The 26,326-nt window shown below is 70.8% G+C and carries 23 protein-coding genes; 20 read left to right on the forward strand and 3 right to left on the reverse strand.

Features of this window, described 5'->3' with window-relative positions; all coding sequences use genetic code 11:
* From H4F98_RS00590 to H4F98_RS00665, 16 genes are all read left to right on the forward strand, one after another.
* A complete protein-coding gene (locus H4F98_RS00590) occupies nucleotides 1-342 on the forward strand; it encodes a phosphotyrosine protein phosphatase (protein ID WP_182684729.1) in 342 nt (113 codons plus the stop codon).
* Nucleotides 343-432: 90 nt separating this feature from the next.
* Complete coding sequence (locus H4F98_RS00595; protein ID WP_182684730.1) at nucleotides 433-1,284, forward strand: DsbC family protein; 852 nt, start codon at nucleotides 433-435, stop codon at nucleotides 1,282-1,284.
* A 128-nt stretch (nucleotides 1,285-1,412) separates the two neighbouring features.
* The gene (gene purL / locus H4F98_RS00600) at nucleotides 1,413-5,480 is read left to right on the forward strand and encodes a phosphoribosylformylglycinamidine synthase (RefSeq protein ID WP_182684731.1); all 4,068 of its coding nucleotides are present in this window, start codon (nucleotides 1,413-1,415) and stop codon (nucleotides 5,478-5,480) included.
* A 316-nt stretch (nucleotides 5,481-5,796) separates the two neighbouring features.
* Complete coding sequence (gspE, locus tag H4F98_RS00605; RefSeq protein ID WP_182684891.1) at nucleotides 5,797-7,542, forward strand: type II secretion system ATPase GspE; 1,746 nt, start codon at nucleotides 5,797-5,799, stop codon at nucleotides 7,540-7,542.
* Nucleotides 7,543-7,659: 117 nt separating this feature from the next.
* A complete protein-coding gene (gene xpsF, locus H4F98_RS00610; RefSeq protein WP_182684732.1) occupies nucleotides 7,660-8,877 on the forward strand; it encodes a type II secretion system protein XpsF in 1,218 nt (405 codons plus the stop codon).
* 190 nt (nucleotides 8,878-9,067) lie between these two features.
* Nucleotides 9,068-9,502 (forward strand): type II secretion system major pseudopilin GspG, encoded by a 435-nt coding sequence (gspG, locus tag H4F98_RS00615; RefSeq protein ID WP_141519524.1) that lies wholly within the window; start codon nucleotides 9,068-9,070, stop codon nucleotides 9,500-9,502.
* Nucleotides 9,503-9,531: 29 nt separating this feature from the next.
* Nucleotides 9,532-10,017, forward strand: a complete 486-nt coding sequence (xpsH, locus tag H4F98_RS00620) for a type II secretion system protein XpsH (RefSeq protein WP_182684733.1) — start codon at nucleotides 9,532-9,534, stop codon at nucleotides 10,015-10,017.
* The gene (gene xpsI, locus H4F98_RS00625; RefSeq protein WP_182684734.1) at nucleotides 10,014-10,460 is read left to right on the forward strand and encodes a type II secretion system protein XpsI; all 447 of its coding nucleotides are present in this window, start codon (nucleotides 10,014-10,016) and stop codon (nucleotides 10,458-10,460) included. Before xpsH ends, xpsI begins: the two co-directional genes overlap by 4 nt.
* A complete protein-coding gene (locus tag H4F98_RS00630) occupies nucleotides 10,457-11,116 on the forward strand; it encodes a prepilin-type N-terminal cleavage/methylation domain-containing protein (protein ID WP_182684735.1) in 660 nt (219 codons plus the stop codon). Before xpsI ends, H4F98_RS00630 begins: the two co-directional genes overlap by 4 nt.
* A complete protein-coding gene (locus H4F98_RS00635) occupies nucleotides 11,116-12,015 on the forward strand; it encodes a type II secretion system minor pseudopilin (RefSeq protein ID WP_182684736.1) in 900 nt (299 codons plus the stop codon). The genes H4F98_RS00630 and H4F98_RS00635 overlap by 1 nt, the downstream gene beginning before the upstream one ends.
* Nucleotides 12,012-13,244 (forward strand): PilN domain-containing protein, encoded by a 1,233-nt coding sequence (locus tag H4F98_RS00640; protein ID WP_182684737.1) that lies wholly within the window; start codon nucleotides 12,012-12,014, stop codon nucleotides 13,242-13,244. Before H4F98_RS00635 ends, H4F98_RS00640 begins: the two co-directional genes overlap by 4 nt.
* The gene (gene gspM / locus H4F98_RS00645; protein WP_182684738.1) at nucleotides 13,231-13,848 is read left to right on the forward strand and encodes a type II secretion system protein GspM; all 618 of its coding nucleotides are present in this window, start codon (nucleotides 13,231-13,233) and stop codon (nucleotides 13,846-13,848) included. Before H4F98_RS00640 ends, gspM begins: the two co-directional genes overlap by 14 nt.
* Complete coding sequence (locus tag H4F98_RS00650) at nucleotides 13,835-14,638, forward strand: hypothetical protein (RefSeq protein ID WP_182684739.1); 804 nt, start codon at nucleotides 13,835-13,837, stop codon at nucleotides 14,636-14,638. Before gspM ends, H4F98_RS00650 begins: the two co-directional genes overlap by 14 nt.
* A gap of 10 nt (nucleotides 14,639-14,648) precedes the next feature.
* Nucleotides 14,649-16,934: a type II secretion system secretin GspD gene (gene gspD / locus H4F98_RS00655; protein ID WP_182684740.1), complete on the forward strand. Its 2,286-nt coding sequence runs from the start codon at nucleotides 14,649-14,651 to the stop codon at nucleotides 16,932-16,934.
* 36 nt (nucleotides 16,935-16,970) lie between these two features.
* Nucleotides 16,971-17,855, forward strand: a complete 885-nt coding sequence (locus H4F98_RS00660; protein WP_182684741.1) for a glycosyltransferase family 2 protein — start codon at nucleotides 16,971-16,973, stop codon at nucleotides 17,853-17,855.
* Nucleotides 17,852-18,721 carry a glycosyltransferase family 2 protein gene (locus H4F98_RS00665; RefSeq protein WP_182684742.1) on the forward strand — a complete coding sequence of 290 codons (870 nt, stop codon included), beginning with the start codon at nucleotides 17,852-17,854 and terminating at the stop codon, nucleotides 18,719-18,721. The genes H4F98_RS00660 and H4F98_RS00665 overlap by 4 nt, the downstream gene beginning before the upstream one ends.
* Nucleotides 18,722-18,959: 238 nt before the next feature.
* Here H4F98_RS00665 and pyrF read toward each other — a convergent pair whose 3' ends face one another.
* From pyrF to ettA, 3 genes are all read right to left on the reverse strand, one after another.
* The gene (gene pyrF / locus H4F98_RS00670) at nucleotides 18,960-19,778 is read right to left on the reverse strand and encodes an orotidine-5'-phosphate decarboxylase (RefSeq protein WP_182684743.1); all 819 of its coding nucleotides are present in this window, start codon (nucleotides 19,776-19,778) and stop codon (nucleotides 18,960-18,962) included.
* Nucleotides 19,779-19,794: 16 nt separating this feature from the next.
* Nucleotides 19,795-20,532, reverse strand: coding sequence for a type I methionyl aminopeptidase (gene map, locus H4F98_RS00675; RefSeq protein WP_182684744.1), 738 nt, complete (start codon nucleotides 20,530-20,532; stop codon nucleotides 19,795-19,797).
* Nucleotides 20,533-20,595: 63 nt separating this feature from the next.
* On the reverse strand, nucleotides 20,596-22,257 hold the full coding sequence (ettA, locus tag H4F98_RS00680) for an energy-dependent translational throttle protein EttA (protein ID WP_182684745.1): 1,662 nt from the start codon (nucleotides 22,255-22,257) through the stop codon (nucleotides 20,596-20,598).
* Nucleotides 22,258-22,450: 193 nt separating this feature from the next.
* Here ettA and glyA point away from each other — a divergent pair, with 193 nt between their 5' ends.
* The 4 genes from glyA to H4F98_RS00700 all read left to right on the forward strand — a co-directional run bounded on the left by glyA (nucleotide 22,451) and on the right by H4F98_RS00700 (nucleotide 26,286).
* Complete coding sequence (gene glyA / locus H4F98_RS00685; RefSeq protein WP_182684746.1) at nucleotides 22,451-23,719, forward strand: serine hydroxymethyltransferase; 1,269 nt, start codon at nucleotides 22,451-22,453, stop codon at nucleotides 23,717-23,719.
* Nucleotides 23,720-23,817: 98 nt separating this feature from the next.
* The gene (gene nrdR / locus H4F98_RS00690; RefSeq protein WP_141519539.1) at nucleotides 23,818-24,339 is read left to right on the forward strand and encodes a transcriptional regulator NrdR; all 522 of its coding nucleotides are present in this window, start codon (nucleotides 23,818-23,820) and stop codon (nucleotides 24,337-24,339) included.
* Nucleotides 24,340-24,400: 61 nt separating this feature from the next.
* The gene (gene ribD / locus H4F98_RS00695) at nucleotides 24,401-25,504 is read left to right on the forward strand and encodes a bifunctional diaminohydroxyphosphoribosylaminopyrimidine deaminase/5-amino-6-(5-phosphoribosylamino)uracil reductase RibD (RefSeq protein WP_182684747.1); all 1,104 of its coding nucleotides are present in this window, start codon (nucleotides 24,401-24,403) and stop codon (nucleotides 25,502-25,504) included.
* Between the two features lie 11 nt (nucleotides 25,505-25,515).
* The gene (locus H4F98_RS00700; protein WP_182684748.1) at nucleotides 25,516-26,286 is read left to right on the forward strand and encodes a class I SAM-dependent methyltransferase; all 771 of its coding nucleotides are present in this window, start codon (nucleotides 25,516-25,518) and stop codon (nucleotides 26,284-26,286) included.
* Nucleotides 26,287-26,326 lie beyond the last annotated feature (40 nt).

Genomic DNA, 26,326 nt, shown 5'->3' on the forward strand with positions numbered 1-26,326 from the left:
GTGCCGTTCAAGGTCCTCTTCGTCTGCGGCAAGAACCGGCTGCGCAGTCCGACCGCGGAGCAGGTGTTCGCCGACTGGCCGGGCGTGGAGACCGCGTCGGCGGGGATCGGCGCGGATGCCGACACGCCGGTGACGCCGGAGCTGCTGGCCTGGGCCGACATCGTGCTGGTGATGGAGCGCCGGCACCGGAGCCGGCTCTCGACGCGGTTCCGGCCCTGGCCGGGGCGGGCCCGCGTGGCCTGCCTCGACATCCCCGACCGCTGCGACTTCATGGCCCCCGCCCTGGTCGAGCTGTTGATGGCGAAGGTGCCGCGCCACCTGCCTGCGCGACGCGCAACCTGAACGCAGGGCACGGCCGGCCGCGGCGCGCCATGCCACAATCGAGGCCTTGCCCTCGGTGCATGAGGGGCCCACAGCCAGTCAGGACGTCACATGAAGCGCACCCTCCTCGCCGTGCTCGGCGCCATCAGCCTCTCCGCCTGCGCACAGGCCCCAGACGCCGATGCCGGCGCCGCCGCGAACGGCAAGACCCCCATGGTGTCCAACACCGTGCCGGCCGCCCCCGAGCCCGCCGCCGGCACCCCCGAGGCGCGCGCGGTGGCCGCCGTGCGCACGCTGAGCGAGAACCTCAAGCCCGAGCACGTCGGCGCCGCGCCGCTGCCGGGTTTCCGCGAGGTCATCGTCAGCGGCCAGATCGTCTACGTGAGCGACGACGGCCGCTACATGTTCCTGCCGGGTCAGGGGGGCGCGCTGTACGACACCACCACGCAGACCAACCTGAGCGAGGAAACCTTCGCCCACCTGCGCCGCGACCTGCTCAAGACGATCCCGGCCAGCGAGCGCATCGTGTTCGCGCCCAAGGACCCCAAATACACCGTCACCGTGTTCACCGACGTGGAATGCGGTTACTGCCGCAAGCTGCACAGCGAGATCGCCGAGTACAACCGGCAGGGCATCGCGATCGAGTACCTGGCATTCCCGCGCATGGGACTGGGCAGCGAGGACTACAAGAAGATGGTCTCGATCTGGTGCGCGAGCGATCGCAAGCAGGCGCTGACCGCGGCCAAGAGCGACAAGCCCGTCCCCAGCCTGGACTGCAAGAACACCGTCAACATGCAGTACAGCGTCGGCCAGCGCGCCGGCCTCACCGGCACCCCGATGATCCTCACCGAGGACGGCGTGCAGGTCGGTGGCTATGTCCCGCCGGAAGCCCTGCGGCAGACCCTCGACAAGCTGGCCGCCGATCGCGCCGGCCAGCCGGCGGCCCCGGCGGGCGGCGCCTGAGGTCGCACCCCGGCCCCGCCGCCGCTTTCCGGCGGCGGTAGCCCGGCCGGGCCATTCAGCCCCCCGCTCGGCGCGGAGGCGGGGGCTTGGGTACAATCTGCGCCCCGACGCAGCACGGTTCCCCGGACATGATCGTCCTCGAGGGCCCCCAGGCCCTGTCCTCGTTCCGCCGCGAACGCCTCCAAGCCCGCCTCCAGGCCGTCCACCCCGAACTCCGCCTGCTGGGCGCGTGGCCGGTCTACTGGGTCCAGCCCGAGGTCGGCGCCGAGCCCGACATCGACACCCTCTGCCGCATCCTCCAGGCCGGTCGCCAGGCCGAGCCGCACGCCGAGGGTGCGACCGCGCGCTTCGTGACCCCGCGCCTGGGGACGCTGTCGCCATGGTCCAGCAAGGCCACCGAACTGCTGCACGGTGCCGAGTTGCCGATCCAGCGGGTGGAGCGCGGCCTGCGCTACGACCTGGCCGGCTGGCCCGCCGATCCGGACACGCGCGCCGCGGTGGCGCGTGCGCTGCACGACCCGATGACCCAGTCGCTGCTGGAGACGCGCGAGGCCGGCGAGGCCCTGTTCACCGCACCCGGCCGGGGCGAGCTGGAGCGGATCCCGCTGGCGGGCATGGACGCGGCCAATGCGCGCCTGGGCTTGGCGCTGGCCGACGACGAGATCGCCTACCTGCGCGAGCGCTACGGCGTCCTCGACCGCGAGCCGTCCGACATCGAGCTGATGATGTTCGCGCAGGCCAATTCCGAGCACTGCCGGCACAAGATATTCAACGCCTCGTGGACCATCGACGGTCGCGAGATGTCGTCCAATGGCGGCCCTGCGTCGCTGTTCCGGATGATCAAGAACACCCACGCGCATACCCCCGAACACACCCTGTCGGCCTACAGCGACAACGCGGCGGTGGTGGCCGGCTACATGAGCGCCCGCTTTCGCCCGGATCCGGCCAGCGGCGGCTACGTCACCGAGCCGGAGGCCGAGTCGGCCTTCTGCATCAAGGTCGAGACCCACAACCATCCGACCGCGATCGCCCCGTTCCCCGGCGCGAGCACCGGCAACGGCGGCGAGATCCGCGACGAGGGCGCGACCGGACGCGGCGGCAAGCCCAAGGCCGGCCTGTGCGGCTTCAGCGTCTCGCACCTGCGCATCCCGACCCTGCCGCAGCCCTGGGAGCGCCCGCGCGCGCTGAACCCGCGCATGGCGCCGGCCCTGGACATCATGCTCGAGGGCCCGATCGGCGCGGCCGCGTTCAACAACGAATTCGGACGGCCCAACCTCGCCGGCTACTTCCGCAGTTTCGAGCTCGACGAAGGCCAGCCCGACGGCAGCGTGCTGACCCGTGGCTACGACAAGCCGATCATGCTGGCCGGTGGCCTCGGCGCGATCGACCGCGTCCAGGTCCAGAAGCACGGCCTGGCCCCGGGACACGCGGTGATCGTGCTGGGCGGTCCGGCGATGCTGATCGGCCTGGGTGGCGGCGCCGCCAGTTCGGTCGCCTCCGGCACCAGTTCCGAAGACCTCGATTTCGCCAGCGTGCAGCGCGACAACCCGGAAATGGAGCGCCGCTGCCAGGAAGTGATCGACCGCTGCGTCGCACTGGGCGAGGCCAATCCGATCTCGAGCGCACACGACGTCGGCGCGGGCGGCCTGTCCAATGCGATCCCGGAGTTGCTGCACGACTCCAGCGTCGGTGGCGTGATCGACCTCGACAAGGTGCCCAGCGACGATCCGTCGCTGAGCCCGATGCAGCTGTGGTGCAACGAATCCCAGGAGCGCTACGTCCTCGGCCTGCCGGCCGACCGCGTGGCCGAGTTCGCCGCGCTGTGCGAACGCGAGCGCTGCCCCTTCGCGGTGGTCGGTTACGCGACGGCGGAAGAGCGCCTGGTCGTGGGTCATGGCGCCACGGTCGAGAATGCCGGCGAAGCCGGCCGCGACTGGGCGATCGACCTGCCGATGGACGTGCTGTTCGGCAAGGCGCCGAAGATGCACCGCGATGCCACCCGCCCGGGCGACGCGCCCTGGCCCTCGCTCGACTGGAGCGGCCTGGACCTGCGCGAGGCCGCGCTGCGCATCCTGGCGCACCCCACGGTGGCCTCGAAGAACTTCCTGGTCACCATCGGCGACCGCACCGTCGGCGGCCTGACCGCGCGCGACCAGATGGTCGGCCCCTGGCAGCTGCCGCTGGCCGACTGCGCGATCACCCTGGCCGGCTTCGACAGCCATGTCGGCGAGGCGATGTCGATCGGCGAGCGCACGCCGCTCGCGCTGCTCGACGCCCCCGCCGCGGCACGCATGGCGGTCGGCGAGGCGATCACCAACCTGTGCGCGGCACCGGTGGAAGCGCTCAACCGGATCAAGCTGTCGGCCAACTGGATGGCCGCGGCCTCCCACGACGGCGAGGACGCCCGCCTGTTCGACGCGGTGCGTGCGGTCGGCATGGAACTGTGCCCCGAACTCGAACTCAGCATCCCCGTCGGCAAGGACTCGTTGTCGATGCAGGCCGTCTGGACGACGGCCGGGAATGGCGAATCGGGAATAGGGAGTGGTGAAGGCCGGATGGCGGAAGGCGATGTGGATCCTGCTGCATCGATTCCCCATTCCCCATCCCCCATTCCCGTGGAACACAAAAGCGTCTCCCCCGTCTCCTTGATCGTCAGCGCGTTCGCGCCGGTGCTGGACGTGCGCGCGCAGTTGACGCCCGTCATGGACCGCGAGGAGGAGTCGGAGCTGTGGCTGATCGGCCTGGGCGCGGGCAAGCAGCGCCTGGGCGGTTCGGTGCTGGCGCAATGCCATCCCGATGCCACGCTGGCGGGTCCGCATGGCGAGGGCCTGCCGGCGTTCGCCGGGCAGCCGTCGGAAGACGGTCGCCGCAATGCCGGCGTGCCCGACCTGGACAACCCGCAGCGCCTGCGCGACTTCTTCGAGCTGATCCGCGAAGCGCGCGAGGCCGGCCTGCTCAAGGCCTATCACGACCGGTCCGACGGCGGCGCCTTCGCGACCCTGTGCGAAATGGCGTTCTGTTCGCGGCTGGGCCTGGACATCAACCTCGATGGCTGGGGCGACGATGCCTTCCGCACGCTCTTCAACGAAGAGCTGGGCGCGGTGGTCCAGATCGCCAGCGAGGACCGCGCCGCGTTCGCCGACCTGGTCGCGCGCCACGGCCTGATCGATTGCGCGCAGCGCATCGCGCGCCCGACGACGGCGCCGGTGGTGCGTGTCTACGAGGACGGCGACACCCTGGCCGAATGGCGTTGGGACGAGCTGTTCGACGCCTGGTGGTCGACCACGCACGCCATGCAGCGCCTGCGCGACAACCCCGAGTGCGCCGACGAGGAACGCGAGGAGGCGCGCCAGTTCGCCGCGCCTGGGCTGAAGCCGAAGCTCGCCTTCGACCCGGCCGAAGACATCGCCGCGCCCTTCGTCAATACCGGAGCGCGGCCGCGGGTGGCCATCCTGCGCGAGCAGGGTGTCAACGGCCAGGTCGAGATGGCGCGTGCCTTCGACCGTGCCGGCTTCCAGGCCTTCGACGTCCACATGAGCGACCTGATCGCCGGTCGCTTCGCGCTCGACGACTTCATCGGCCTGGCCGCCTGCGGTGGCTTCAGCTACGGCGACGTGCTCGGTGCCGGTCGCGGCTGGGCGACGTCGGTCCTGGAGCGGCCCGCCCTGCGCGATGCGTTCGCCGCCTTCTTCGCGCGCCAGGAGACCTTCGCCCTGGGCGTGTGCAACGGCTGCCAGATGCTCAGCCAGCTCAAGCCGATCATCCCCGGGGCGGGCCATTGGCCGGAATTCCTGCGCAACGCCAGCGAGCAGTACGAAGCGCGCCTGGCCCAGGTCGAGGTGCTCGAGTCGCCGTCGGTGCTGCTGCGCGGCATGGCCGGCTCGAGGCTGCCGGTGGTGGTCGCGCATGGCGAAGGCCGCGCCGCGTTCGGCGAGGCGATCGATCCCGCCGCCGTGTCGGTGGCCCTGCGCTTCGTCGACGGCAACGGCGAGGTCGCGCAACGCTATCCGCTCAACCCCAACGGGTCGCCGGGGGGCATCACCGGCCTGAGCAGCGACGACGGCCGCGTCACGATCATGATGCCGCATCCCGAACGCACCCTGCTGAGTGCCAACCTCAGCTGGGCGCCGCGCGACTGGGGCGTCGACGCGCCCTGGCTGCGCATGTTCCGCAACGCGCGGGTGTTCGTCGGCTGAGGCCCGTCCCGCGCCCGTGGGCCGGGTGCATGGCTGTAACAAGGGGGCACGCGGGTTTTCGCGTGCCCCCTCGTCGTTTCGCGGGACCCGGACCGGCGTGGCGCGGAGGCGAGCGGAGCGTCGGATGTGTGATGCGTATCGCGGTTTGCTGCGACCGGCGGCGGCCGGATAATCCGTTCTCTCCTGATAGAGTCAGGTCCCGTCCGGCTGCGTGGCATGCGTGTCCGGACGGCCCTGCGGGCCGCGCGCGCCTTGTGCGGCGCGGTCCTTGGAGAGAAGCGTGAACGCACCCAGCGAAGAGGCAGACCCCGAAGGTATGGATACCGCGACATCCGGCAACCCGGCCGCCAGCGAGGCCGCCACGGGCACGGTCGCCCCCAGCGTCGACGAGCGCATCGTCGAGGCCCTGGTGCAGAAGGGGCGGCTGAAGGACGCCGACCTGGCCCGTGCGCGACGCCTGCAGGAGGAAACCGGCGGCAGCCTGCTGTCCCTGCTCGGTCGCCTGGGCCTGGTCTCCGAGCGCGACCATGCCGAGACCGTGTCCGCGGTGACCGGCCTGTCGCTGGTGGCGGCCAAGGACGCCCCGGACCTGCCCCCGGAGGACGTCGCCCTGAGCGTGAAGTTCATGAAGCAGTTCCATGTCTGCCCGCGCAACGTCACCGCGCATGCGGTGGAGCTTCTGATGGCCGACCCGCACGACGCCTACTGCGTGGATGCCGTGCGCCTGGCGCTGCAGCGGCCGCTGATCCTCAAGGTGGGCCTGCGTTCGGAAATCGACGCCCTCATCGAGCGCTGGTACGGCCAGGGCCGCAGCGCGATGGGCGCGATCATCGAGACCGCCGAGGGCGAGGGCAGCGGCGACATGGACGATGTCGAGCACCTGCGCGACCTGGCGTCCGAGGCGCCGGTGATCCGCCTGGTCAACCTGGTGATCCAGCGCGCCGTCGAACTGCGCGCCTCCGACATCCACATCGAACCCTTCGAGAACCGCCTCAAGGTCCGTTACCGCGTCGATGGCGTGCTGCAGGAAGGCGAGAGCCCGCCGCCCAACCTCACCGCGGCGGTGATCAGCCGCATCAAGATCATGGCCAAGCTCAACATCGCCGAGCGGCGCCTGCCGCAGGACGGCCGGATCATGCTGCGCGTGCAGGGCAAGGAGCTGGACCTGCGCGTGAGCACCGTGCCCACCGCGCACGGCGAGAGCGTGGTGATGCGCCTGCTCGACCGCGAAACGGTCGTCTTCGACTTCAAGAAACTGGGTTTCACCGACCATTTCCTGCCGCAGTTCCAGAAGGTGCTCGACCAGCCGCACGGGATCCTGCTGGTGACCGGCCCGACCGGCTCGGGCAAGACCACCACGCTCTACACCGCGCTGAGCAAGCTCAACACGCCCGACGTCAAGATCATCACCGTCGAGGACCCGGTCGAATACCAGATCGAGGGGATCAACCAGATCCAGGCCAAGCCGCAGATCGGTCTGGACTTCGCCCAGGCCCTGCGCTCGATCGTCCGCCAGGACCCGGACACGATCATGATCGGCGAGATGCGCGACCTGGAGACCTGCCGCATCGCGATCCAGTCGGCGCTGACCGGCCACCTGGTGCTTTCGACCCTGCACACCAACAACGCCGCCGGCGGCATCACCCGCCTGCTCGACATGGGCGTGGAAGACTACCTGCTCACCTCGACGATCAACGGCATCCTTGCCCAGCGCCTGGTCCGCCGCCTCGAACAGCGGCATGCCGAGAAGTACCTCGCCAGCGTCGAGGAGATCGAGAAGTTCGACCTGCGGCGCTACCAGCCCGAGGGCGAGATCCACCTGTACCGGCCGCGGCCTTCGGCGGTGTCGCCGACCGGCTACTCGGGTCGCACCACGATCATGGAATTCCTGGTCATGAACGACGCCCTTCGGCGCGCGGTGATGCGCCATGCGGGCATGGGCGAGCTGGAGCAGATCGCCCGCGAGTCGGGCATGCGCACCATGTACGAGGACGGCATCGCCAAGGCCCTGGCCGGCGAGACGACGATCGAGGAAGTGCTGCGGGTGACCGAGGATGCGTGAGTACTGGCCGGGAATGGGGAATCGGGAATGGGCAACCGGCAGAGCCGGTTCTACGTGTCCTGAGCCGCGCTTTTGCCACTCCCGATTCCCGATTCCCCATTCCCGGCACCGTGTCTGATGCCCCTGTTCAACTACAAAGCCCTCAACGCGCGCGGCGAGATGCTGGAAGGGCAGATGGAAGCCGCCAGCCGCGACGAGGTCGCGCTGCGCCTGCAGGAACAGGGACACCTGCCGGTGGAAGCGCGACCGGCGAGCGAGGGCGGTGGCGGGTCACTGTTCAAGGGCCTGCTCAAGCCCAGGAGCTTCTCGGGCGAGCGTCTGGTCCAGTTCACCCAGCAGCTGTCCACGCTGCTGGGCGCGGGCCAGCCCCTGGACCGCGCACTGAGCATCCTGCTGGAGCTGCCCGAGGACGAGGCCGCCAAGCGCACCCTCACCGACGTGCGCGACGCGGTGCGCGGCGGCACGTCGCTGTCGACGGCCCTGGAGCGCCAGCACGGCACCTTCTCGCGCCTGTACATCAACATGGTGCGTGCCGGAGAGGCCGGCGGCAGCATGCAGGAGACCCTCGCGCGCCTGGCCGACTACCTCGAACGCAGCCGCGCACTGCAGGGCCGCGTCATCAACGCGCTGATCTATCCCGCCATCCTGCTGGTGATGGTCGGGCTGAGCCTGCTGTTCCTGCTGGGCTACGTCGTCCCGCAGTTCGCGCAGATGTACGAGAACCTCGACGCCGAGCTGCCGCTGTTCACCCAGGTCGTGCTGGGCGTCGGCCTGTTCGTGCGCGACTGGTGGATCGTGTTGCTGGTGGTGCCCGCGCTGGCGCTGTGGTGGTTCGACCGCAAGCGCCGCGACCCGGTGTTCCGCGAGGCGCTGGACGGCTGGCTGCTGCGCCGGCGCTTCGCCGGTTCGCTGGTGGCGAAGGTCGAGACCGCGCGACTGGCGCGCACCCTGGGGACCCTGGTGCGCAACGGCGTGCCGCTGATGGCCGCGCTGGGCATCGGTCGCAACGTCATGAACAACCGGGTCCTGGCCGACGACGTCGAGAAAGCGGCGACCGACGTCAAGAACGGCGTGTCGTTGTCGGTGGCGCTCTCCAAGGGCAAGCGCTTTCCGCGGCTGGCGCTGCAGATGATCCAGGTCGGCGAGGAGTCGGGCGCGCTCGACACCATGCTGGTCAAGACCGCCGAGACATTCGAGCACCAGACCTCCCTGGCGCTGGACCGCATGCTCGCCGCGCTGGTGCCGCTGGTGACCGTGGTACTGGCGGGGGTCGTGGGCATGGTGGTGCTGGCGGTGCTGACGCCGCTGTACGACCTGACCAACGCCATCGGGTGATGCGGCCCGGATGCGTTATGACAATCTGAACGCTCGTCACGCGACGGACGGACGGGGGCGGCGGGAACGTCCCAAGTGCGGTACACATCGAAGGGCGTTCCATTCCGTCCTTGACGCCCGGTCGCCGCCATCGACGCCTTGATCCATCGCTCCACTTCGAACGACTTACGCACAACACGAGGATGCTGCCATGACCCACCGACGTTCACTGACCCGTTCCCCGTCCCCGGCCCGACAGGCCGGCATGAGCCTGATCGAGATCATCATCGTCATCGTGCTGATCGGCGCGGTGCTGACCTTCGTCGGCAGCCGCGTGCTGGGCGGCGCGGACCGCGCCAAGGCCAACCTGGCGAAGTCCCAGGTCACCACGCTGGCGCAGAAGGTCGAGTCCTTCCAGATGGATACCGGCCGCCTGCCGGGCAGCCTGGACGAGCTGGTCACCGATCCGGGCAACGCCCCGGGCTGGCTGGGGCCCTACGCCAAGGCGCAGGAACTCAACGACCCGTGGGGCCACCCGGTCGAGTACCGCACCCCCGGCGAGAGCGGTCCCTTCGACCTGGTGATCCTGGGCAAGGACGGCAAGGCCGGCGGCACCAGCGTCGACGGCGACGTGCGCTACGAATAAGCGCCGCGAGCGACCGCACCCTGATGCGCATGGCCTGCCACTCCCGGGCCCGCCCGGCGTCGGCGGGCCGCCAGCATGGCGTTTCGTTGATCGAGATGCTGCTGGTGGTCGCCCTGTTCGCGATCGCCAGCCTGCTGGCCGCGTCGGTGCTCACCGGCGGCATCAAGGGCATGCAGCTGCGATCGGCGGCCAAGGAGGTCGCCGCGCAACTGCGCTACACGCGTGCCCAGGCACTGGCGACCGGCGAAGCGCAGCGCTTCGTGGTCGATCCGCGCGCCCATACCTGGGAAGCGCCCAACGGCCGCCATGGCGAGATCCCCAGGGACGTGGCGATCCACTTCACCGGCGCGCGCCAGGCGCAGCCGGCCGACGGGCTGGGCGCGGTGATGTTCTTCAAGGACGGGGCGGCGACCGGTGGGCGGGTGGCGCTCAGCGTCGACAACGCGGCGTGGCACATCGACATCGCCTGGCTGACCGGCGAGATCCGCATGCGGCGCGCCGAGGTCGAGCCATGAGGCATCCGCCGCGCCACCCGTCGCGCCGACAGCGCGGCTATACCCTGATCGAGGTCATCGTCGCCTTCGCCCTGCTGGCGCTGGCGCTGGGCCTCCTGCTGGGCACCCTCTCCGGGGCGACGCGCCAGGTGCGCTGGTCGGGCGACGCCGGCCGCGCGGCGTTGCACGCGCAGTCGCTGATCGACCAGATGGGCATCGCCGCGCCGATTCGCGCGGGCCGGGACGCCGGCGACTTCGAGGACGGCCGCTACCGCTGGACGATGGAAATCACCCCCTGGGAAGATCCCGATGTCCCGCCCGACACGCCGTTGCCGGTGAACAACAACGGCAACCGCCTTTACGAGATCGCCCTTGCGGTGGAGTGGGGCGAGGGCGGTTCGGGCGAGCACCTGCGGCTGCGCACCCTGCGCCTGGTGCAGGGCGGACTGGAGGAGGCGCCATGAGCCGCGTCCCGCATCGCCGCGCCGCGGGCTTCACCCTGATCGAGGTGCTGCTGGCGACCGTGCTGCTCGCCGCCGGCCTGGCGCTGGCGTTCGCCACCCTGACCGCGGCCACCCGCACCGTGAACCGCGGCGAGGCGATGGCCCAGCGCGGCGAGCGCGAACGCGCGGTGCTGGGCTTCCTGCGCAAACGCATCGCCGCCGCGCGTCCGGTGGCGTTCGGCGTCGACGAACAGACCACCCTGCCGATGCGCTTCGTCGGCCAACCCGACCGCATGGCCTTCGTGGCCGACCTGCCGGACTACCTGGGCCAGGGCGGCCCCTACCTCCACGCCTTCAGCATCGAAGGCAATGGCGACGACAAGCGTGTGGTGCTGGACCTGCAGGTGGTGCAGGCCGGGCAGGCTTACGAAGACCTGCAGCCGCGACCGCCGGAGCTGCTGGTCGGCGAGCTTGCCGACGCCCGTTTCCGTTACCGCGCGCTGGACGGCAACGGCGAGCTGACGCCCTGGCTGGATCGCTGGGACACCAGCGAGCAACTGCCGCTCCTGGTCGAGGTCAGCCTGGTCGATGCCAACGGCCGACCCTGGCCGACCCTGGTGGTGTCGCTGCCGCAGGCCGGCAACCTGGCCGGCGGTGCGTTCGTGGGGGGGCTGTGATGCCGGGCCGTCACCCGCAGCCGGCGCGCGCGCGCGGCGCCGCGCTGCTGCTGGTGCTGTGGCTGATCACCCTGCTCACCGCACTGGTGGGCGGCTTCGCCCTGGCAGCGAAGGTCGAGGCGATGCAGGGCCGCGTGCTGGTGAGTGGACTGGTTGCCGAGAACGCGGCGCGTGCCGGCATCGAGTACGCGATGACGCGGGTGGACCTCAACGACCCCAAGCGCCAGTGGCGTCCCGACGGCCAGGGCCATGCGTGGCAGTACGGTGGCGCCGAGGTCGAGGTGAAGATCGTCGACGAGAACGGCAAGGTCGATCTCAACCAGGCCGATGCCGGCCTGCTCACCCGCCTGCTGCAGGTCCTGGGAAGCGACCCGCAGGAGGCCGCGCAGCTTGCCGCGGCGATCATCGACTGGCGCGACCTGGATATCCTGACCCAGGTCGCCGGCGGTGCCGAGGATCCGGACTACGCCTCCGCCGGGCGGCCCTACGGTGCCAAGGACGGCGAGTTCGAAAGCGTCGCGGAGCTGGAGCAGGTGCTGGGCTTCACGCCGGAGATTTATGCACGAATTGAGCCGCACGTCACGGTTTTCAGCGGCCTCGCGCGGCCGGAGGCTGCGTTTGCTTCATCACAGGTATTGACCGCGATGGGCATGGACGGCGAAGCGATCATCGAACAGCGCCGCCAGCTCGACCCGGTGACCGGCCTGCCGGTGGGTACCACCCCCGACGGTCTGTCGCTCGTGGGCAGCAGGAGCGGAACGTATAGTATCGACAGTCGCGCGCGGCTGACGGATGGCCGCGAAACGGTGGTGCGCGCGGTGATCCGGGCAGGGGGGAGCGCCGTGCCGGGCATGGCCTACACCGTGTTGCGCTGGGAGGAGGGAGTTTCACCGCGATGACAGGATTGCGAGACCGCCTTGGGCCGATCAGGGCCCGGCTGTGGCCGGGTGCGGGCCGTTTTCTGGACTGGTGGGCCCGGGGCCTGGCGGCCTGGCTTCCCGCCGGCATGCGCCGTGCGCTCGGCGTGGGCCGTGGTCGGCTCACCTTGCAGGCGGTGGCCGGCGAGATCGTCCTGGGCCGCGACCAGGATGGCGCGCTGCGCGAACTCGGCCGCATACCCGCGCACGACCCCGCCGTCGTCGTGGCGACGCCCGCCATCGCCGGCGACGCCGACCCGCTGGGCCGGCTGCTCGCGCCCCGCCTGGCCGAGCTGCCTCGCTGGCTGCTGCTGCCGGCCTCGAGCTGCCTGCGTCGCCGGCTCGTCCTGCCCGCGGCCGCCGCCGATCGCCTGCGCGACGTGGTGGGCTTCGAGGTCGACCGGCAGACGCCGTTCGATGTTGCCGACGTCGCGTACGACGCGCGCCTGCTCGGCCGCCGCGAACGCGATGGCCAACTGGACGTCGAGCTGGTGGTGGTCCCGCGCAGCGCACTGGCGCCCCAGCTGGCCGCGCTCGGCGCGCTGGCCGACGGACTGGCGGGCATCGACGTGGCTGGCGAGGATGGCCAACCGATCGGCGTCAATCTGCTGCCGCCGGAGCAGCGTCGCCAGCAACGCGATCCCTGGCGCGTGTGGAACTGGGGCCTGGCGACCCTCGCGGTGCTCGCCACCGGCCTGATGCTGTGGCAAGTCCTGCAGAACCGGCGTGCCGCCGCGGAGGCCTTCGAGGCCCGCATCGCCGATCAGGCCGCGGCCGGCCGCCAGGCGGCGGAAAAGCGCCAGCGACTGGTCTCGTTGATCGAAGGCCAGGCCTTCCTGGATGCGACCCGGGCCAAGCGCCCGACCTCGGTCGAGGTCATCGACGAACTCACCCGTCGCCTGCCCGACAACACCTATCTGGAGAAGTTGTCGCTGGAAGACCAGCGCATGATGCTGATCGGACTGAGCAGCGAGGCCCCCGCCCTGATCAGCCGCCTGCAGGGCGCGCCCTATTGGCGTTCGCCCGCGCTGGCGGGCGCGCTGCAGCCGGACCCCACCAGTGGCCGCGATCGCTTCACGCTGACCGCTGAGCTGGCCAACACCGCGCCGCCCGCGGGCGCCGCATCGCCGCCGCCATCGCCGGCCGCGCCCTCCGTACCGGCGCCGGCTCCGGCCCCGACGAAGCAGGAGGCCGTCGATGACGCCGGATAAGCGCGACCGCTGGTTGGCGCTGGGCCTGCTGGTCGGCCTGTGCGTGCTGGCCTATTTCGTACTCATCCACCCCTGGTGGACGGTGCCGATGATGGAGGTCGAGCAGCGGATCGAGACCCTGCAGCAGCGCGAGCTGCGCCTGCGGATGCAACTCGAACAGGAGCCGCAGGTCGACGCCCGCCTGGCCGAGCTGACCGAGCTGCAGGCCAGCAACCCGGGCTTCATGACCGAGTCCAATCCCGAGCTGGCGACCGCCGCGCTCATTCAGCGGCTGGAACGGGTGGTCAGCGATGCCAGTCCCGGGAACCGCAGCTGCGGCATCGTCAACCGGTCGCCGCTGGAGCCCAGCAACCGCGAGCCCTACACCCGGGTCACCGTGCAGGTGCGCCTGAGCTGCGGCAGCCGCGAGACGGCGGCGGTGCTGCACGCGCTGGAAAGCGGCTCGCCGCGCCTGTTCATCGGCAACCTCAACATCCTCGTCCAGCGCCGCTATTTCGCCCCCGGTACCGGCGGCGACACCGGCGAAGGCGGACAGGACGTGACCTTCGATCTCTATGGCTACCTGGTGCCGGCCGGCAAGGGAGGCATCGATGCGCCTCGATAACGCCGGACCCCGGACCTGGCTGCTGGGCGCCGTCGCCGGCTGGGCGATGATCGCCTTCCTGCTCGCGATCGTCGGCATGGGTGGCCGGGTGGTGCCCATCGAAGCCGGCGAGGACATGCGCCAGCCGCTGCCACCGGTGCCGCGGACCACCGCGCGCGCGCTGGGACCGATGGACCAGTACGCCGAGATATCCACCCGTCCGCTCTTCATCAGCGACCGCAAGCCACGCCCGTTCACCCTGCGCAATGACGACGAGGGCAAGGGCGAGGACAGCAGCTTCGACTACGTGCTGACCAGCGTGCTGATCACCCCGCGGCTGAAGATGGCGATCATCCAGCCCGCCGACGGCAGCGAGTCGGTCCGGGTCAAGCTGGACGAGGCACCCGAGTCGCATCCGGCCTGGCGCCTGGTCGAGCTGGCGGCGCGCTCGGCGGTGTTCGAGGGCCCCGAGGGCCGGCGGAACATGGAGCTGCGCGTGTTCGATGGCGAGGGCGGCACCGCACCCACCGCGATGAACCCGCCGGGCGGCACGCCGCCGGCGGGCCTGCCCGAGCCGCCGCGCGATCCGCCCGCCGGCCAGGTCGCCGACGCCGATGGCGGAAAGCCCGAGGCCGAAGCCAAGCCGGCGATGACGCCGGAGTCGCAGATGGAAGCGATCAGGCAGCGCATCCAGGCGCGCCGCGCCGCGCTTCGCGAGCAGTCCGAGAACCGCCAGACCCCGCCCCGACAGCCGATGCCCCCGGATCCGCCGTCGTCCCCGCCACCCAACCCGCCCGCCGAGAGCCGGTAGAGTGTCCGCAATGAATCCATCCCCCGAGCTTCGCGACCCGTCGGTCGCCGTGTCCACTGCCCCCACCCGCGCCGTGCCCGTGGGTGCGCGCGTCCGCGGCGCGACCCGGCAACTGCTGCTCGCCACGGCGATCGTCGCCGTGCTCAATGCCTGCGCGTCGTCGCCCGTGCCGCGGATGAGCCGCGAAGGCGACATGCGCGCGCAGACGGCAGGTCCGCAGTCCGCCGCGCCCGGCACCGTGGCCGATGTCGCGGCCGAGCCGCTGGAGGACGCCGAGAGCGGCCCGAAGCCGCAGATCCGGCGCGGCAGCGGCCAGGTCATCAACCAGGCGGCGGCCGCGGCGCCGCCGCCCAACCTCGGCGGCACCACGGGCGAGGCGACGTTCAATTTCGAAGGCGAGTCGCTGCATGCGGTCGTCAAGGCGATCCTCGGCGACATGCTCGGCCAGAACTACGTCATCGCGCCGGGCGTCCAGGGCACGGTGACCCTGGCCACGCCCAAGGCCGTCAGCCCGGCCAACGCGATGAGCCTGCTGGAAATGGTGCTGGGCTGGAACAACGCCCGCATGGTCTACGCCGACGGCCGCTACAACATCGTCCCCGCCGACCAGGCGGTGCCGGGCAACGTCGCCCCGCGCACCGGCAGCGCGACGTCGGCGCGCGGCTTCGAGGTACGCGCGGTGCCGCTGCGCTACATCTCGGCCGAGGAGATGAAGAAGGTCCTGGAGCCATACGCCCGCCCCAACGCGATCGTCTCCACCGATCCGGCGCGCAACGTCATCAGCATCGCCGGCACCCGCGCCGAGCTGGAGAACTACCTGCGCACCATCCAGATCTTCGACGTCGACTGGCTGTCGGGCATGTCGGTGGGCGTGTTCCCGATCCAGTCCGGCAAGGCCAGCGACGTGGTCGCGGACCTGGAAAAAGTGTTCGGCGAGCAGAGCAACTCCCCGGTGGCGGGCATGTTCCGATTCATGCCGCTGGACGGCGCCAATGCGGTGCTGGTGATCACCCCGCAGGCCGATTACCTGGACGACATCCAGGCCTGGCTCGAGCGCATCGACAGCGCGGGCGGCGACATGCGCCTGTTCACCTACGAGCTCAAGTACATCGACGCCGGCGAACTGGCCGAGCGCCTGTCCGAGGTCTTCGGCAACAGCAGCCGGGGCGGCGGCCGCAGCGGCGGCTCGCCGTCGCTGATGCCGGGCCTGGACCCGGTGGAACTGCAATCCACCGACAGCGGCAGCGTCGCCAACATCGGCGGCAAGGGCGGCGGCAGCGGCAGCGGTGGTGGCAGTGACATCGGCGGCATGTCGCTGGACCAGCGCCAGGGCGGCGGCAACGGCAGCGTCACCCTCGAGGTCGAGGGCGCGCAGGTCGGTGTGTCGGCGGTGGCCGAGACCAACTCGCTGCTGGTGCGCGGCTCGCCCGCGGCCTGGAAGTCGATCAAGGACGTGATCGAGCGGCTCGACGTGATGCCCATGCAGGTGCACATCGAGGCGCAGATCGCGACGGTCACGCTGTCAGGCGACCTGAGTTACGGCGTCAACTGGTACTTCGAGCGCGCGGTCACCGATGCGGGGCTGCCGAATGCGGTGGGTCGCGACACCTGGAGCACCCTGGCTGGCAGCGTGCAGTCGGCGGCCGGCGGCAGCGGCAATCCGGCCGGCCTGGCATGGACCTTCCTCGGCCGCAACGCGGCGGCGGTGATTTCCGCCCTCGACCAGATCACCGACGTGCAGATGCTGCAGTCGCCGTCGCTGTTCGTGCGCAACAACACCGAAGCGACCTTCAACGTCGGCGCGCGCATCCCGATCTCGTCGGTCACGGTCAATCCGAATGTCGGCGTGGGCGACACCATCAGCCAGGTCCAGTACCTGGAAACCGGCACCATCCTCAAGGTCCGTCCGCGGATCACCAAGGACGGCATGGTGTTCCTCGACATCGTCCAGGAGATCAGCGCGCCGGGCGACACCCCCGACGACAACGGCAACGTGCGCATCGACACCCGCAAGCTGAAGACCCAGGCGGCCGTGCAGAGCGGCGACACCGTGCTGCTGGCGGGCCTGATCAGCGAAGGCACCCAGCGCGGCTCCAGCGGCCTTCCGGGCCTGAGCCGGATACCGATCATCGGCGGCCTGTTCGGCCGGCAGACCTCCAGCTCGGGGCGCGAGGAGACGATCATCCTGATCACGCCGAAGATCGTGCGCAATCCGCAGGAAGCCCGTAGCCTGACCGACGAATATGGACGCCGTTTCCGAGCGCTGGAGCCGCTCAACCGCACGCCCAAGCACTGATGCCCGACCGCCCCGTCCGTCGCCGCGGACCCGAACATGGCTGAGTCGCCCATCGTCGTCGTGCCCGTCGGGGCCGACGACGTCGCGCTCGATGCCTGCCTCGGCGCACTCGAGGCGCATACGCCCGCCGATACGCGGGTGTGGCTTGCAGACGACGCCCAGGTCGGACCGCGGGGGTATGCGGTGATCGAGCGCTGGATGGCCGGCACCGCCCTGCAGGCCGACTACACGCGGCGCCAGCGCAGCATCGGCGAGGTCGCGCACCTGGACGAGGTCCTGGCCGCCTGCGGCGATGCCGACGTGGTCGTGCTCGCCGCGGACGTGCGTCCCACGGCGGGTTGGCTGCCCCGCATGCAGGCCTGCCTGCACGCGGACGGCGCGGTGGCCACCGCCACGCCCTGGTGCAACGCAGGCGAAGCCGCGGCCTGGCCGCGCATCGGCGAGATCAACCCGCTGCAACACGAGCCCGCCCGCCTGTCGCGGGCCGCCGCGGCCATGCCCGCGCTGTGCCCGGAGCTGCCGGCGGCGATCGCCCACGCGGTCCTCCTGCGCGGCAGTGCGCGCAGCCGCGCCGGCGGGCTCGACACCAGCAGCTACGGGGCCTGGTACGCGGCCCTGATCGACCTCTCGCTCCGCCTGGCCGGGCTGGGCTGGCGCAACGTCCTGTGCGACCAGGCCTTCGTCCTGCGCGAACGCGAGGGCCTGGCCTTCGACGGCGACATGGAACGCCTCGCGGTGCGCTGGCCGGGCTGGCATGCGCGGCTGGCCAACTTCCTCATGCACGATCCCCTGCGCGGACCGCGCGCCCGGCTCGAGGCCCTGCTCGCCGAACTCGGCCCGCCCGACCCCCAGCGCGACCTGTTCTGGGACGCCCACGAGGCACCACCGGCGGGCGGGGCGAATGGGAGCGGCGCGGCATGAGCGCAGCGTCGCCCGAGGCCGGGATCGCGGCGGTGGTGGTGACCTACCGCAGCCTCGAAACCATCGACGAATGCCTGCAGCGCCTGCGCCGCGCCGATGGCGTGGTGGAGATCCGCGTCGTCGACAACGGCTCGGACGACGGCACCGTCGACATCCTCCAGCGCCATGCGCTGCATGATCCGCGCGTGCGCTTCATCGCCAATCCCGACAACCCAGGCTTCGCGGTCGCGTGCAACCAGGGCGCCGCCGACAGCCACGAGCCCTGGCTGGCCTTCGTCAATCCCGACTGCCTGCCCGAACCCGATGCCCTGGCGCGCCTGCGCGCGCTGGCCGCGAGCGTGGATGAGCCCCTGCTGGGTGCCGACCTCGTGGACGAGGCGGGCATCCGCGATGCCGCCGCACGCCGCCACGACCCGGATTTCGCCGCCATGCTGCGGGGCCTGCTCAGCGGCCAGGGCCTGCGCAGCACGGCGCACGCCATGGCCCTGGCACCCGACGACAGCGTCGAACTTCAGCCGGTGGAGGTGGTGTCGGGCGCCCTGATGCTGATGCCGCGGTCGTTGTTCGAACGCATCGGCGGCTTCGACGAGCGCTACCGCCTGCACGCCGAGGACCTGGACCTGTGCCGTCGCGCGCGCGGGGCCGGCGCCACCCTGGCCGTGGCCAACCGCGTGCGCGTCGTCCACGTGCGAGGCGTGTCCAGCCGCAGCCGGCCGGTCTTCGTCGAGTGGCACAAGCACCGGGGCCTGTGGCGCTACTTCAGGACCTTCGAGGCACCGCGCCGCGGCCTGGCGATGCGCGCGGCCGTGTTCGCGACGATCTGGCTGCGCTTCCCCGTCGCCGTGATGCGCGCGCTGCTGCGCTGAAACGGCGTCGCGGCGGGCGACACCACCGGGTCCGAAGCATCTTGGTGCAATGCGCTTCGCTTATTGCACCCTGCGAAGGCTGATCCGGCCGTTGGCAGTGTGGCCGTTGACGGGGAGTGCGCCGCATCGCGCCGGCGCGCGCGGACGATGGGTTTCGTTTCGCTCGACCCATCCTGCGGCGACATGGGGCAATTGTTTCGCCCGGCCCGGCCTGCGATCGCGCGAGGGCGCGGGGCGCCTATCCGCGGTGCGCGTTCAGGGTGTCGCGCAGGTCCCGGGCGGCCCGGGCGGCCGCTTCGGCGTAGTCGTCGCCCTTGGAGGCATACAGCACCGCGCGCGAGCTGCTGACGATCAGGCCGGTGCCTTCGGCGTTGCGTGCGTTCTTGACCACCGCCGCGGCGTCGCCGCCCTGGGCACCGACGCCGGGGACCAGGAACGGGACGGCATCGCCGACGATCGCGCGCACGTCGCGCAACTGTCCGGGCCAGGTGGCGCCGACCACGAGGGCGCAGTTGCCGTGGCCGTTCCAGTCGCGCGCGACGGTCTCGGCCACGTGCTGGTACAGCGGGCGGCCGTCGACCATGAGGTCCTGCAGGTCGCCGGCACCCGGGTTGGAGGTCCGGCACAGGACAACCACGCCCTTGTCGGCATGGTCGAGGAAGGGTTGCACCGAGTCGCGGCCCAGGTAGGGGTTCACGGTGACGGCATCGGCGGCGTGGCGCACGAAGGCTTCGTCGGCGTAGTGCCGGGCGGTGCTGCCGATGTCGCCGCGCTTGCTGTCCAGGATCACGGGGATCCCCGGGTGCCGCGCATGCACGTGCGCGATCAGGCGCGTGAGGGCACTTTCCGCGCCAAGCGCGGCGAAATGCGCGATCTGGGGCTTGAAGCAACACACGTATTCGGCGGTGGCGTCGACGATGTCGCGGCAGAAGTGGAACACCGCATCGTCGTCGGCGGCGAACCGCGCCGGGAACTTCGACGGTTCCGGGTCCAGGCCGACGCAGACCAGCGAGTCGGCCTGTTGCCAGCGGGTGCGAAGGGTATGCATGAAGCTCATCGCCAGGCTCCTGGTCTCAGGTCACCACGATCGGTGCGTCGCGCGTGACGATCACGGTGTGTTCGAACTGCGCGGCATGGCCGCGCGGGCAGACCAGCGACCAGCCGTCGTCGGCCTCGATGGTCCGGATGCTGTGGGTGGCGAGGAAGGGCTCGACGGTGATGACCATGCCGTCGTGCAGGCGGCGCGTGTCGCGCGGATCGTAGTATCCCGGGATGGTGCCGGGCGCCTCGTGCAGGGCGCGGCCGACGCCATGGCTGCCGAGGTCGCGGAGCACCCGGAAGCCACGCCGCGCGGCCACCGCCTCGACCGTGCGGCCGATGCCGTTGAGCAGGTTCCCGGCGCGCAACTGCGCGACGGCACGGTCGCGGGCCTCGCGGGCGGCATCGAGCAGCCGCTGTTGTCCAGGACTCGGCGTGCCGACCACGAAGCTGGCGCCGGTATCGGCGAAGTAGCCATCCAGCTCCGCCGAGACGTCGATGTTGACCAGGTCGCCCTCGCGCAGAACGGTGCCATCGGGGATGCCGTGGGCCGCCACCCGGCCGATGCTGATGCAGGTCGTGCCCGGGAAGCCATAGGTCAGCGCCGGCGCCGGACGGGCGCCCGCCGCCTGCATGCGCGTCGCGGCGAGCGCGTCGAGGTCGCGCGACACCGCGCCCGCCACGGCGGCGTCGCGCATCTGCGCGAGGATGCCCGATACCAGGGCGCCGGCACGCCGGAGTCCGTCGATGTCGTCCTGGTGTTCGATGGTCAAGCCGTCGTCCTCCGTCCGCCCGCCGGCCCGTGGCGGGCCGGAGGCTCGTGTCGATCCCCGCGCTTACTTCAGCGCCTTGAAGCGCAGGCGGTGCGGGCCGGCGTCGTCGCCCAGGCGGCGCTTCTTGTCCTCTTCGTACTCGCGGTAATTGCCCTGGAAGAACTCCACGTGCGAGTCGCCCTCGAACGCCAGGATGTGCGTGGCGATGCGGTCCAGGAACCAGCGGTCGTGGCTGATCACGAAGGTGTTGCCCGGGAACTCCAGCAGGGCATCCTCCAGCGCGCGCAGGGTCTCGATGTCGAGGTCGTTGGAGGGTTCGTCGAGCAGCAGCACGTTGCCGCCCTGGAGCAGGGTCTTGGCCATGTGCAGGCGGCCGCGTTCGCCGCCCGATAGCGTACCCACCAGTTTCTGCTGGTCCTGGCCCTTGAAGTTGAAGCGGCCGATGTACGCGCGCGACTGGATCTCGATGCCATTGATGTTGAGGATGTCGAGGCCGCCGGAGACTTCCTGGAAGACGTTGTGGTTGCCTTCCAGCTTGTCGCGGCTCTGGTCCACGTAGGCCAGCTGCACGGTCGGGCCGGTCACGATCTCGCCGGAGTCGGGCTTTTCCTGGCCGGTGATCATCTTGAACAGCGTCGACTTGCCGGCGCCGTTGGGGCCGATGATGCCGACGATCGCGCCCGGCGGCACGATGAAGCTCAGGTCGTCGATCAGCAGGCGCTCGCCGAACTTCTTGCTGACGTTCTTGAACTCGATCACCGAGTTGCCCAGGCGCTCGCCCGGCGGGATGAAGATCTCGTTGGTCTCGTTGCGCTTCTGGTAGTCGACCGACTGCAGCTCCTCCAGGCGACCCAGGCGCGCCTTGCCCTTGCTGCGGCCGCCCTTGGCATTCTGCCGCGACCATTCCAGCTCCTTGGCGATCGCCTTCTGGCGGGCCTTCTCCTGGTTCTCTTCCTGCTTCAGGCGGGCTTCCTTCTGCACCAGCCACTCGGTGTAGTTGCCCTTCCACGGAATGCCGCGGCCGCGATCGAGCTCGAGGATCCACTCGGCGGCGTTGTCGAGGAAGTAGCGGTCATGGGTGACCGCCACGACGGTACCGGTGTAGCGCGCCAGGAACTGCTCCAGCCACTCGACCGACTCGGCGTCGAGGTGGTTGGTCGGCTCGTCGAGCAGCAGCATGTCCGGCTTCTGCAGCAGCAGGCGGCACAGCGCGACGCGGCGCTTCTCGCCGCCGGACAGGTTGCCGATCACCGCGTCCCAGGGCGGCAGGCGCAGGGCATCGGCGGCGACTTCGAGCTGCTGCTCGAGCAGGTGCGCGTCGCCCGAGGCGAGGATCGCCTCCAGGCGCTCCTGCTCCTTGGCCAGCGCGTCGAAGTCCGCGCCTTCCTCGGCGTAGGCGTCGTAGACCTTGTCCAGCGCGGCCTGGGCCTGCAGGACCTCGCCCACGCCTTCCTCGACCGCCTCGCGGACGGTCTTGGCCGGGTCGAGCTCCGGTTCCTGGGCCAGGTAGCCGACCTTGGTGCCGGGCTGCGGGCGGGCTTCGCCGCTGAAGTCGGTGTCCACCCCGGCCATGATCCTGAGCACCGTCGACTTGCCGGCGCCGTTGAGGCCCAGCAGGCCGATCTTCGCGCCGGGGAAGAAGGACAGGGAGATGTCCTTGATGATCTGGCGCTTCGGCGGCACGGTCTTGCTGACGCCGTTCATGGTGTAGATGTATTGCGACATGGGGGTTCTGGGCTCCGCGTGCGGACGGCGGCCGGCTGCTCGCGCAGGGCCGCGGTGATTCGGTCAGATGACCGCCGATTATCCCGCAAGCCCCCCGCCCGCGCCAGCGGGGCGGGCCCCGGGGCCGCGCTGCCGTTCAACTTTGGCGTAGACTCCGAAGTCCCCTCCCACCCCGTCCATGACCGGAGTAGCAATGTTCCCGCGCGATGCCCGTATCGAAGGATTTGACCCCGAACTCGCCCAGGCGATCGCCGACGAGGCGCGGCGCCAGGAAGACCACGTCGAGCTGATCGCCAGCGAGAACTACGCCAGTCCGATGGTGATGGAAGCGCAGGGCAGCGTGCTGACCAACAAGTACGCCGAGGGCTACCCGGGCAAGCGCTATTACGGCGGCTGCGAGTACGTGGACGTCGCCGAACAGCTGGCGATCGACCGCCTGAAGGCGCTGTTCGGTGAAGGCTCCACGGAAAACATGTACGCCAACGTACAGCCGCATTCGGGCAGCCAGGCCAACCAGGCCGTGTACCTGGCGCTGCTGCAGCCCGGCGACACCATCCTGGGCATGTCGCTTGCCCACGGTGGCCACCTCACCCACGGCGCCAAGGTGAACATCAGCGGCAAGCTGTTCAACGCCGTCCAGTACGGCGTCGACGACAACGGCCTGATCGACTACGACGAAGTCGAGCGCCTGGCGCTGGAGCACAAGCCGAAGATGGTCGTGGGCGGCTTCTCGGCCTATTCGCAGAAGATCGACTGGGCCCGCTTCCGCGCGATCGCCGACAAGGTCGGCGCGCTGCTGTTCGTGGACATGGCGCATGTCGCCGGCCTGGTCGCCGCCGGGGTCTACCCGAACCCGCTGCCGCACGCGCACGTGGTGACCTCGACCACCCACAAGACCCTGCGCGGCCCGCGCGGCGGCATCATCGTGGCCAGGGATCCGTCCGAGGAGCTGGTCAAGAAGCTGCAGAGCATCGTCTTCCCGGGCATCCAGGGCGGCCCGCTGATGCACGTCATCGCCGCCAAGGCGGTCGCCTTCAAGGAAGCCCTGGACCCGGCGTTCAAGGCCTACCAGGCGCAGGTGGTGAAGAACGCGCAGGCAATGGCCGGCGTCATCATCGAGCGGGGCTACAAGATCGTCTCCGGCGGCACCGAGAACCACCTCATGCTGATCGACATGATCGGCAAGGGCGTGACCGGCAAGACCGCCGAGGCCGCGCTGGGCAAGGCCCACATCACCGTCAACAAGAACGCGGTGCCCAACGACCCGCAGAAGCCCTTCGTCACCTCCGGCCTGCGCATCGGCACCCCCGCGGTCACCACCCGCGGCTACCAGGAAGCCGACTGCGTGGAACTGGCCCACTGGATCTGCGACGTGCTCGACGCCCCCGAGGACGAGGGCGTGATCGCCGCGGTGCGCGACAAGGTCACCGCGCAGTGCCGTCGCTTCCCGGTGTATGGCTGAGGGCCGGTGATTCGTGATAAGTGAAGGGTGATGGGCGTGAGCCCGTCCCCCCGTCCGGTCCCGGCAATCACGAATCACGAATCGCCCAATCACCACGCATGCACTGCCCCTTCTGCCAGCACACCGACACCCGCGTGATCGACTCGCGGGTGTCCGACGACGGCGCGACGATCCGCCGTCGTCGCGTCTGCGAGGCCTGCGGCGAGCGTTTCTCCACGCTGGAGACGATCGAGCTGAAGCTGCCGGTCATCATCAAGAGCGATGGCCGGCGCGAAGCCTTCGACGCACGCAAGCTGCGGGCAGGCTTCGACCGCGCGCTGCAGAAACGGCCGGTGTCCGAGGAGCAGATCGAGGCGGCGGTGCGGGCGGTCGTGCACCAGTTGCGCATGACCGCCGAGCGCGAGCTCGGCTCGATGCGGGTGGGCGAGTTCGTGATGGCCGAGCTGCGCAAGCTCGACCACGTCGCCTACGTGCGCTTCGCCTCGGTCTACCGGGCCTTCGAGGACGTGGCCGATTTCCGCGAAGAGCTCGACCGGCTGGAGAGCGACAACTCCGCCGAGGGCCAGCTGCCCCTGCTGGACGAGGCCCTGGCGGCGACGCGGCGACGCAAGCCCCGGTGAGCCGCTCCGTGGGGCGCGGGCCGGGTCTTTTCTTCCGACAGCCACGAGGACGACACCGAGCATGAGCGGACCGGTTTTCACCGCCCAGGACCACCTGATGATGAGCCGCGCGTTGCGGCTGGCCGAACGCGGCGCATTCACCACCAAGCCCAACCCGATGGTCGGCTGCGTGCTGGTCGACGGCGACACCGTGGTCGGCGAGGGCTGGCACGAGCGTGCCGGCGGTCCCCATGCCGAGGTCAACGCGTTGGCCGCGGCCGGCGCGCGCGCGCGTGGCGCGACCGCCTACGTGACCCTGGAGCCGTGCGCCCACACCGGGCGCACCGGCCCCTGCAGCCGGGCCCTGGTGGAGGCGGGCGTCGCGCGCGTGGTCGCGGCGATGCGCGACCCGTTCCCGGACGTCTCCGGTCGCGGCTTCGAGGCCCTGCGCGAGGCCGGGATCGAGGTCGTCGATGGCCTGATGGAGGCCGAGGCGCGCCACCTCAACCGTGGGTTCCTGTCGCGCATCGAGCGCGGCCGGCCCTGGGTCCGCGTCAAGCTGGCCACCAGCCTGGACGGACGCACCGCCCTGGCCAACGGCGAGTCGAAGTGGATCACAGGCGAAGCCTCCCGCCTCGACGTGCAGCGCTGGCGCGCGCGCGCCAGCGTGATCCTGACCGGGGCCGGGACGGTGCTGGCCGACGATCCCATGCTGACCGCCCGGCTGGGCGACGACACCCCCTTCGTGGCGCCCCTGCGCGTCGTGCTCGACCCCGGGCTGGCGACCGTGGCGCGAGGCCGGGTACGCGAAGGCGACGCGCCGACGCTGTACGTCCATGCCCCGGACGTGAAGCCGCCACGGCAACTGGACGCGCAGGTCGCCCCGGCGCCGGTGAAGGGCGGCCGCTTCGACCTGGAGGCCGTGCTGGCGCAACTGGCCCGCGACCACCAGGCCAACGAGGTGCACGTCGAGGCCGGCGCCACCCTGGCCGGTGCGCTGCTCGGGGCCGGGCTCGCCGACGAACTGCTGCTGTACGTTGCGCCCGTCCTGCTGGGCGCGCGCGCGCGGCCGCTGTTCGCCGACCTGGACATTGCCAGCATGGCCGAACGCCTGGAGCTCACCCAGGTGGATGCCCGCCGTATCGGCGACGACACCCGCCTGCTGCTGCGGCCGCGGGCCGGATAGGGCGGGGTGGCATGGGCAGCGGCGGTTTCAAGGACCACTTCTCCGGGGTCGCCGGCCACTACGCGGCGGCCCGGCCGGACTACCCCGACAGCCTGTTCGATGCGCTCGCCGCGGTGGTCCCGGCGACCGCCCACGTCTGGGAGGCCGGTTGCGGCAGCGGCCAGGCCACGCGCGGGCTGGCAGCGCGCTTCGCACAGGTACACGCCACCGACCCCAGTGCGGAGCAGCTGGCGCGCCACTGGGCGGCCGCGGTGCCCGCCGGGGGCCGCGTGACGCTCGCGGTCGAGCCGGGGGAGTCGACGGCGCTGGCCGATGGCAGCGTTGGGCTGGTGGCGGTGGCGCAGGCCCTGCACTGGTTCGACCGGCCCCGCTTCTTCGCCGAATGCCGCCGCGTGCTGGTGCCCGGCGGGGTGCTGGCGGCCTGGGGCTATGGCGACTTCCTGCCGCCGGAAGGCATGGTCGACGCCGTGGCGGACTATCGCCGCCAGATCGCGCCGTACTGGCCGCCCGAACGCGTCGAGGTCGACGCTGGTTATTCGGACTACGACTGGCCGTTCCCGGCCCTGCCCGCGGAGGGCGGCTGGCTGGAGGCCGAATGGAGCCTGCAGCGCTTCCTGCGTTACCTGGGCAGCAGCTCGGCCAGTGCGCGTTGCCTGCAGGCGACCGGCGACGACCCGGTCGCCCGCCACGCGCCCGCGCTCGCGGCGGCCTGGGGAGATCCCTCCGACCTGCGGCAGGTCCAGTGGCCCCTGTTCCTGCACCTGCGCCGCAAACCGGCCTGACCGGGCCCGTCGCGCGCGCTGGAACGCTGCATCGCGCCAG

It is taken from the genome of Marilutibacter spongiae (assembly GCF_014145325.1).
In the GTDB taxonomy this organism is placed as follows: Bacteria; Pseudomonadota; Gammaproteobacteria; order Xanthomonadales; family Xanthomonadaceae; genus Marilutibacter; species Marilutibacter spongiae.

Excerpts from the sequence above, each read along its gene's own strand:
- H4F98_RS00595 (WP_182684730.1), top strand. The coding sequence starts at position 433 with ATGAAGCGCACCCTCCTCGCCGTGCTCGGCGCCATCAGCCTCTCCGCC.
- purL (WP_182684731.1), top strand. The coding sequence starts at position 1,413 with ATGATCGTCCTCGAGGGCCCCCAGGCCCTGTCCTCGTTCCGCCGCGAA.
- gspE (WP_182684891.1), top strand. The coding sequence starts at position 5,797 with ATGGATACCGCGACATCCGGCAACCCGGCCGCCAGCGAGGCCGCCACG.
- xpsF (WP_182684732.1), top strand. The coding sequence starts at position 7,660 with ATGCCCCTGTTCAACTACAAAGCCCTCAACGCGCGCGGCGAGATGCTG.
- gspG (WP_141519524.1), top strand. The coding sequence starts at position 9,068 with ATGACCCACCGACGTTCACTGACCCGTTCCCCGTCCCCGGCCCGACAG.
- xpsH (WP_182684733.1), top strand. The coding sequence starts at position 9,532 with ATGGCCTGCCACTCCCGGGCCCGCCCGGCGTCGGCGGGCCGCCAGCAT.
- xpsI (WP_182684734.1), top strand. The coding sequence starts at position 10,014 with ATGAGGCATCCGCCGCGCCACCCGTCGCGCCGACAGCGCGGCTATACC.
- H4F98_RS00630 (WP_182684735.1), top strand. The coding sequence starts at position 10,457 with ATGAGCCGCGTCCCGCATCGCCGCGCCGCGGGCTTCACCCTGATCGAG.
- H4F98_RS00635 (WP_182684736.1), top strand. The coding sequence starts at position 11,116 with ATGCCGGGCCGTCACCCGCAGCCGGCGCGCGCGCGCGGCGCCGCGCTG.
- H4F98_RS00640 (WP_182684737.1), top strand. The coding sequence starts at position 12,012 with ATGACAGGATTGCGAGACCGCCTTGGGCCGATCAGGGCCCGGCTGTGG.
- gspM (WP_182684738.1), top strand. The coding sequence starts at position 13,231 with ATGACGCCGGATAAGCGCGACCGCTGGTTGGCGCTGGGCCTGCTGGTC.
- H4F98_RS00650 (WP_182684739.1), top strand. The coding sequence starts at position 13,835 with ATGCGCCTCGATAACGCCGGACCCCGGACCTGGCTGCTGGGCGCCGTC.
- gspD (WP_182684740.1), top strand. The coding sequence starts at position 14,649 with ATGAATCCATCCCCCGAGCTTCGCGACCCGTCGGTCGCCGTGTCCACT.
- H4F98_RS00660 (WP_182684741.1), top strand. The coding sequence starts at position 16,971 with ATGGCTGAGTCGCCCATCGTCGTCGTGCCCGTCGGGGCCGACGACGTC.
- H4F98_RS00665 (WP_182684742.1), top strand. The coding sequence starts at position 17,852 with ATGAGCGCAGCGTCGCCCGAGGCCGGGATCGCGGCGGTGGTGGTGACC.
- pyrF (WP_182684743.1), bottom strand. The coding sequence starts at position 19,778 with ATGAGCTTCATGCATACCCTTCGCACCCGCTGGCAACAGGCCGACTCG.
- ettA (WP_182684745.1), bottom strand. The coding sequence starts at position 22,257 with ATGTCGCAATACATCTACACCATGAACGGCGTCAGCAAGACCGTGCCG.
- glyA (WP_182684746.1), top strand. The coding sequence starts at position 22,451 with ATGTTCCCGCGCGATGCCCGTATCGAAGGATTTGACCCCGAACTCGCC.
- nrdR (WP_141519539.1), top strand. The coding sequence starts at position 23,818 with ATGCACTGCCCCTTCTGCCAGCACACCGACACCCGCGTGATCGACTCG.
- ribD (WP_182684747.1), top strand. The coding sequence starts at position 24,401 with ATGAGCGGACCGGTTTTCACCGCCCAGGACCACCTGATGATGAGCCGC.
- H4F98_RS00700 (WP_182684748.1), top strand. The coding sequence starts at position 25,516 with ATGGGCAGCGGCGGTTTCAAGGACCACTTCTCCGGGGTCGCCGGCCAC.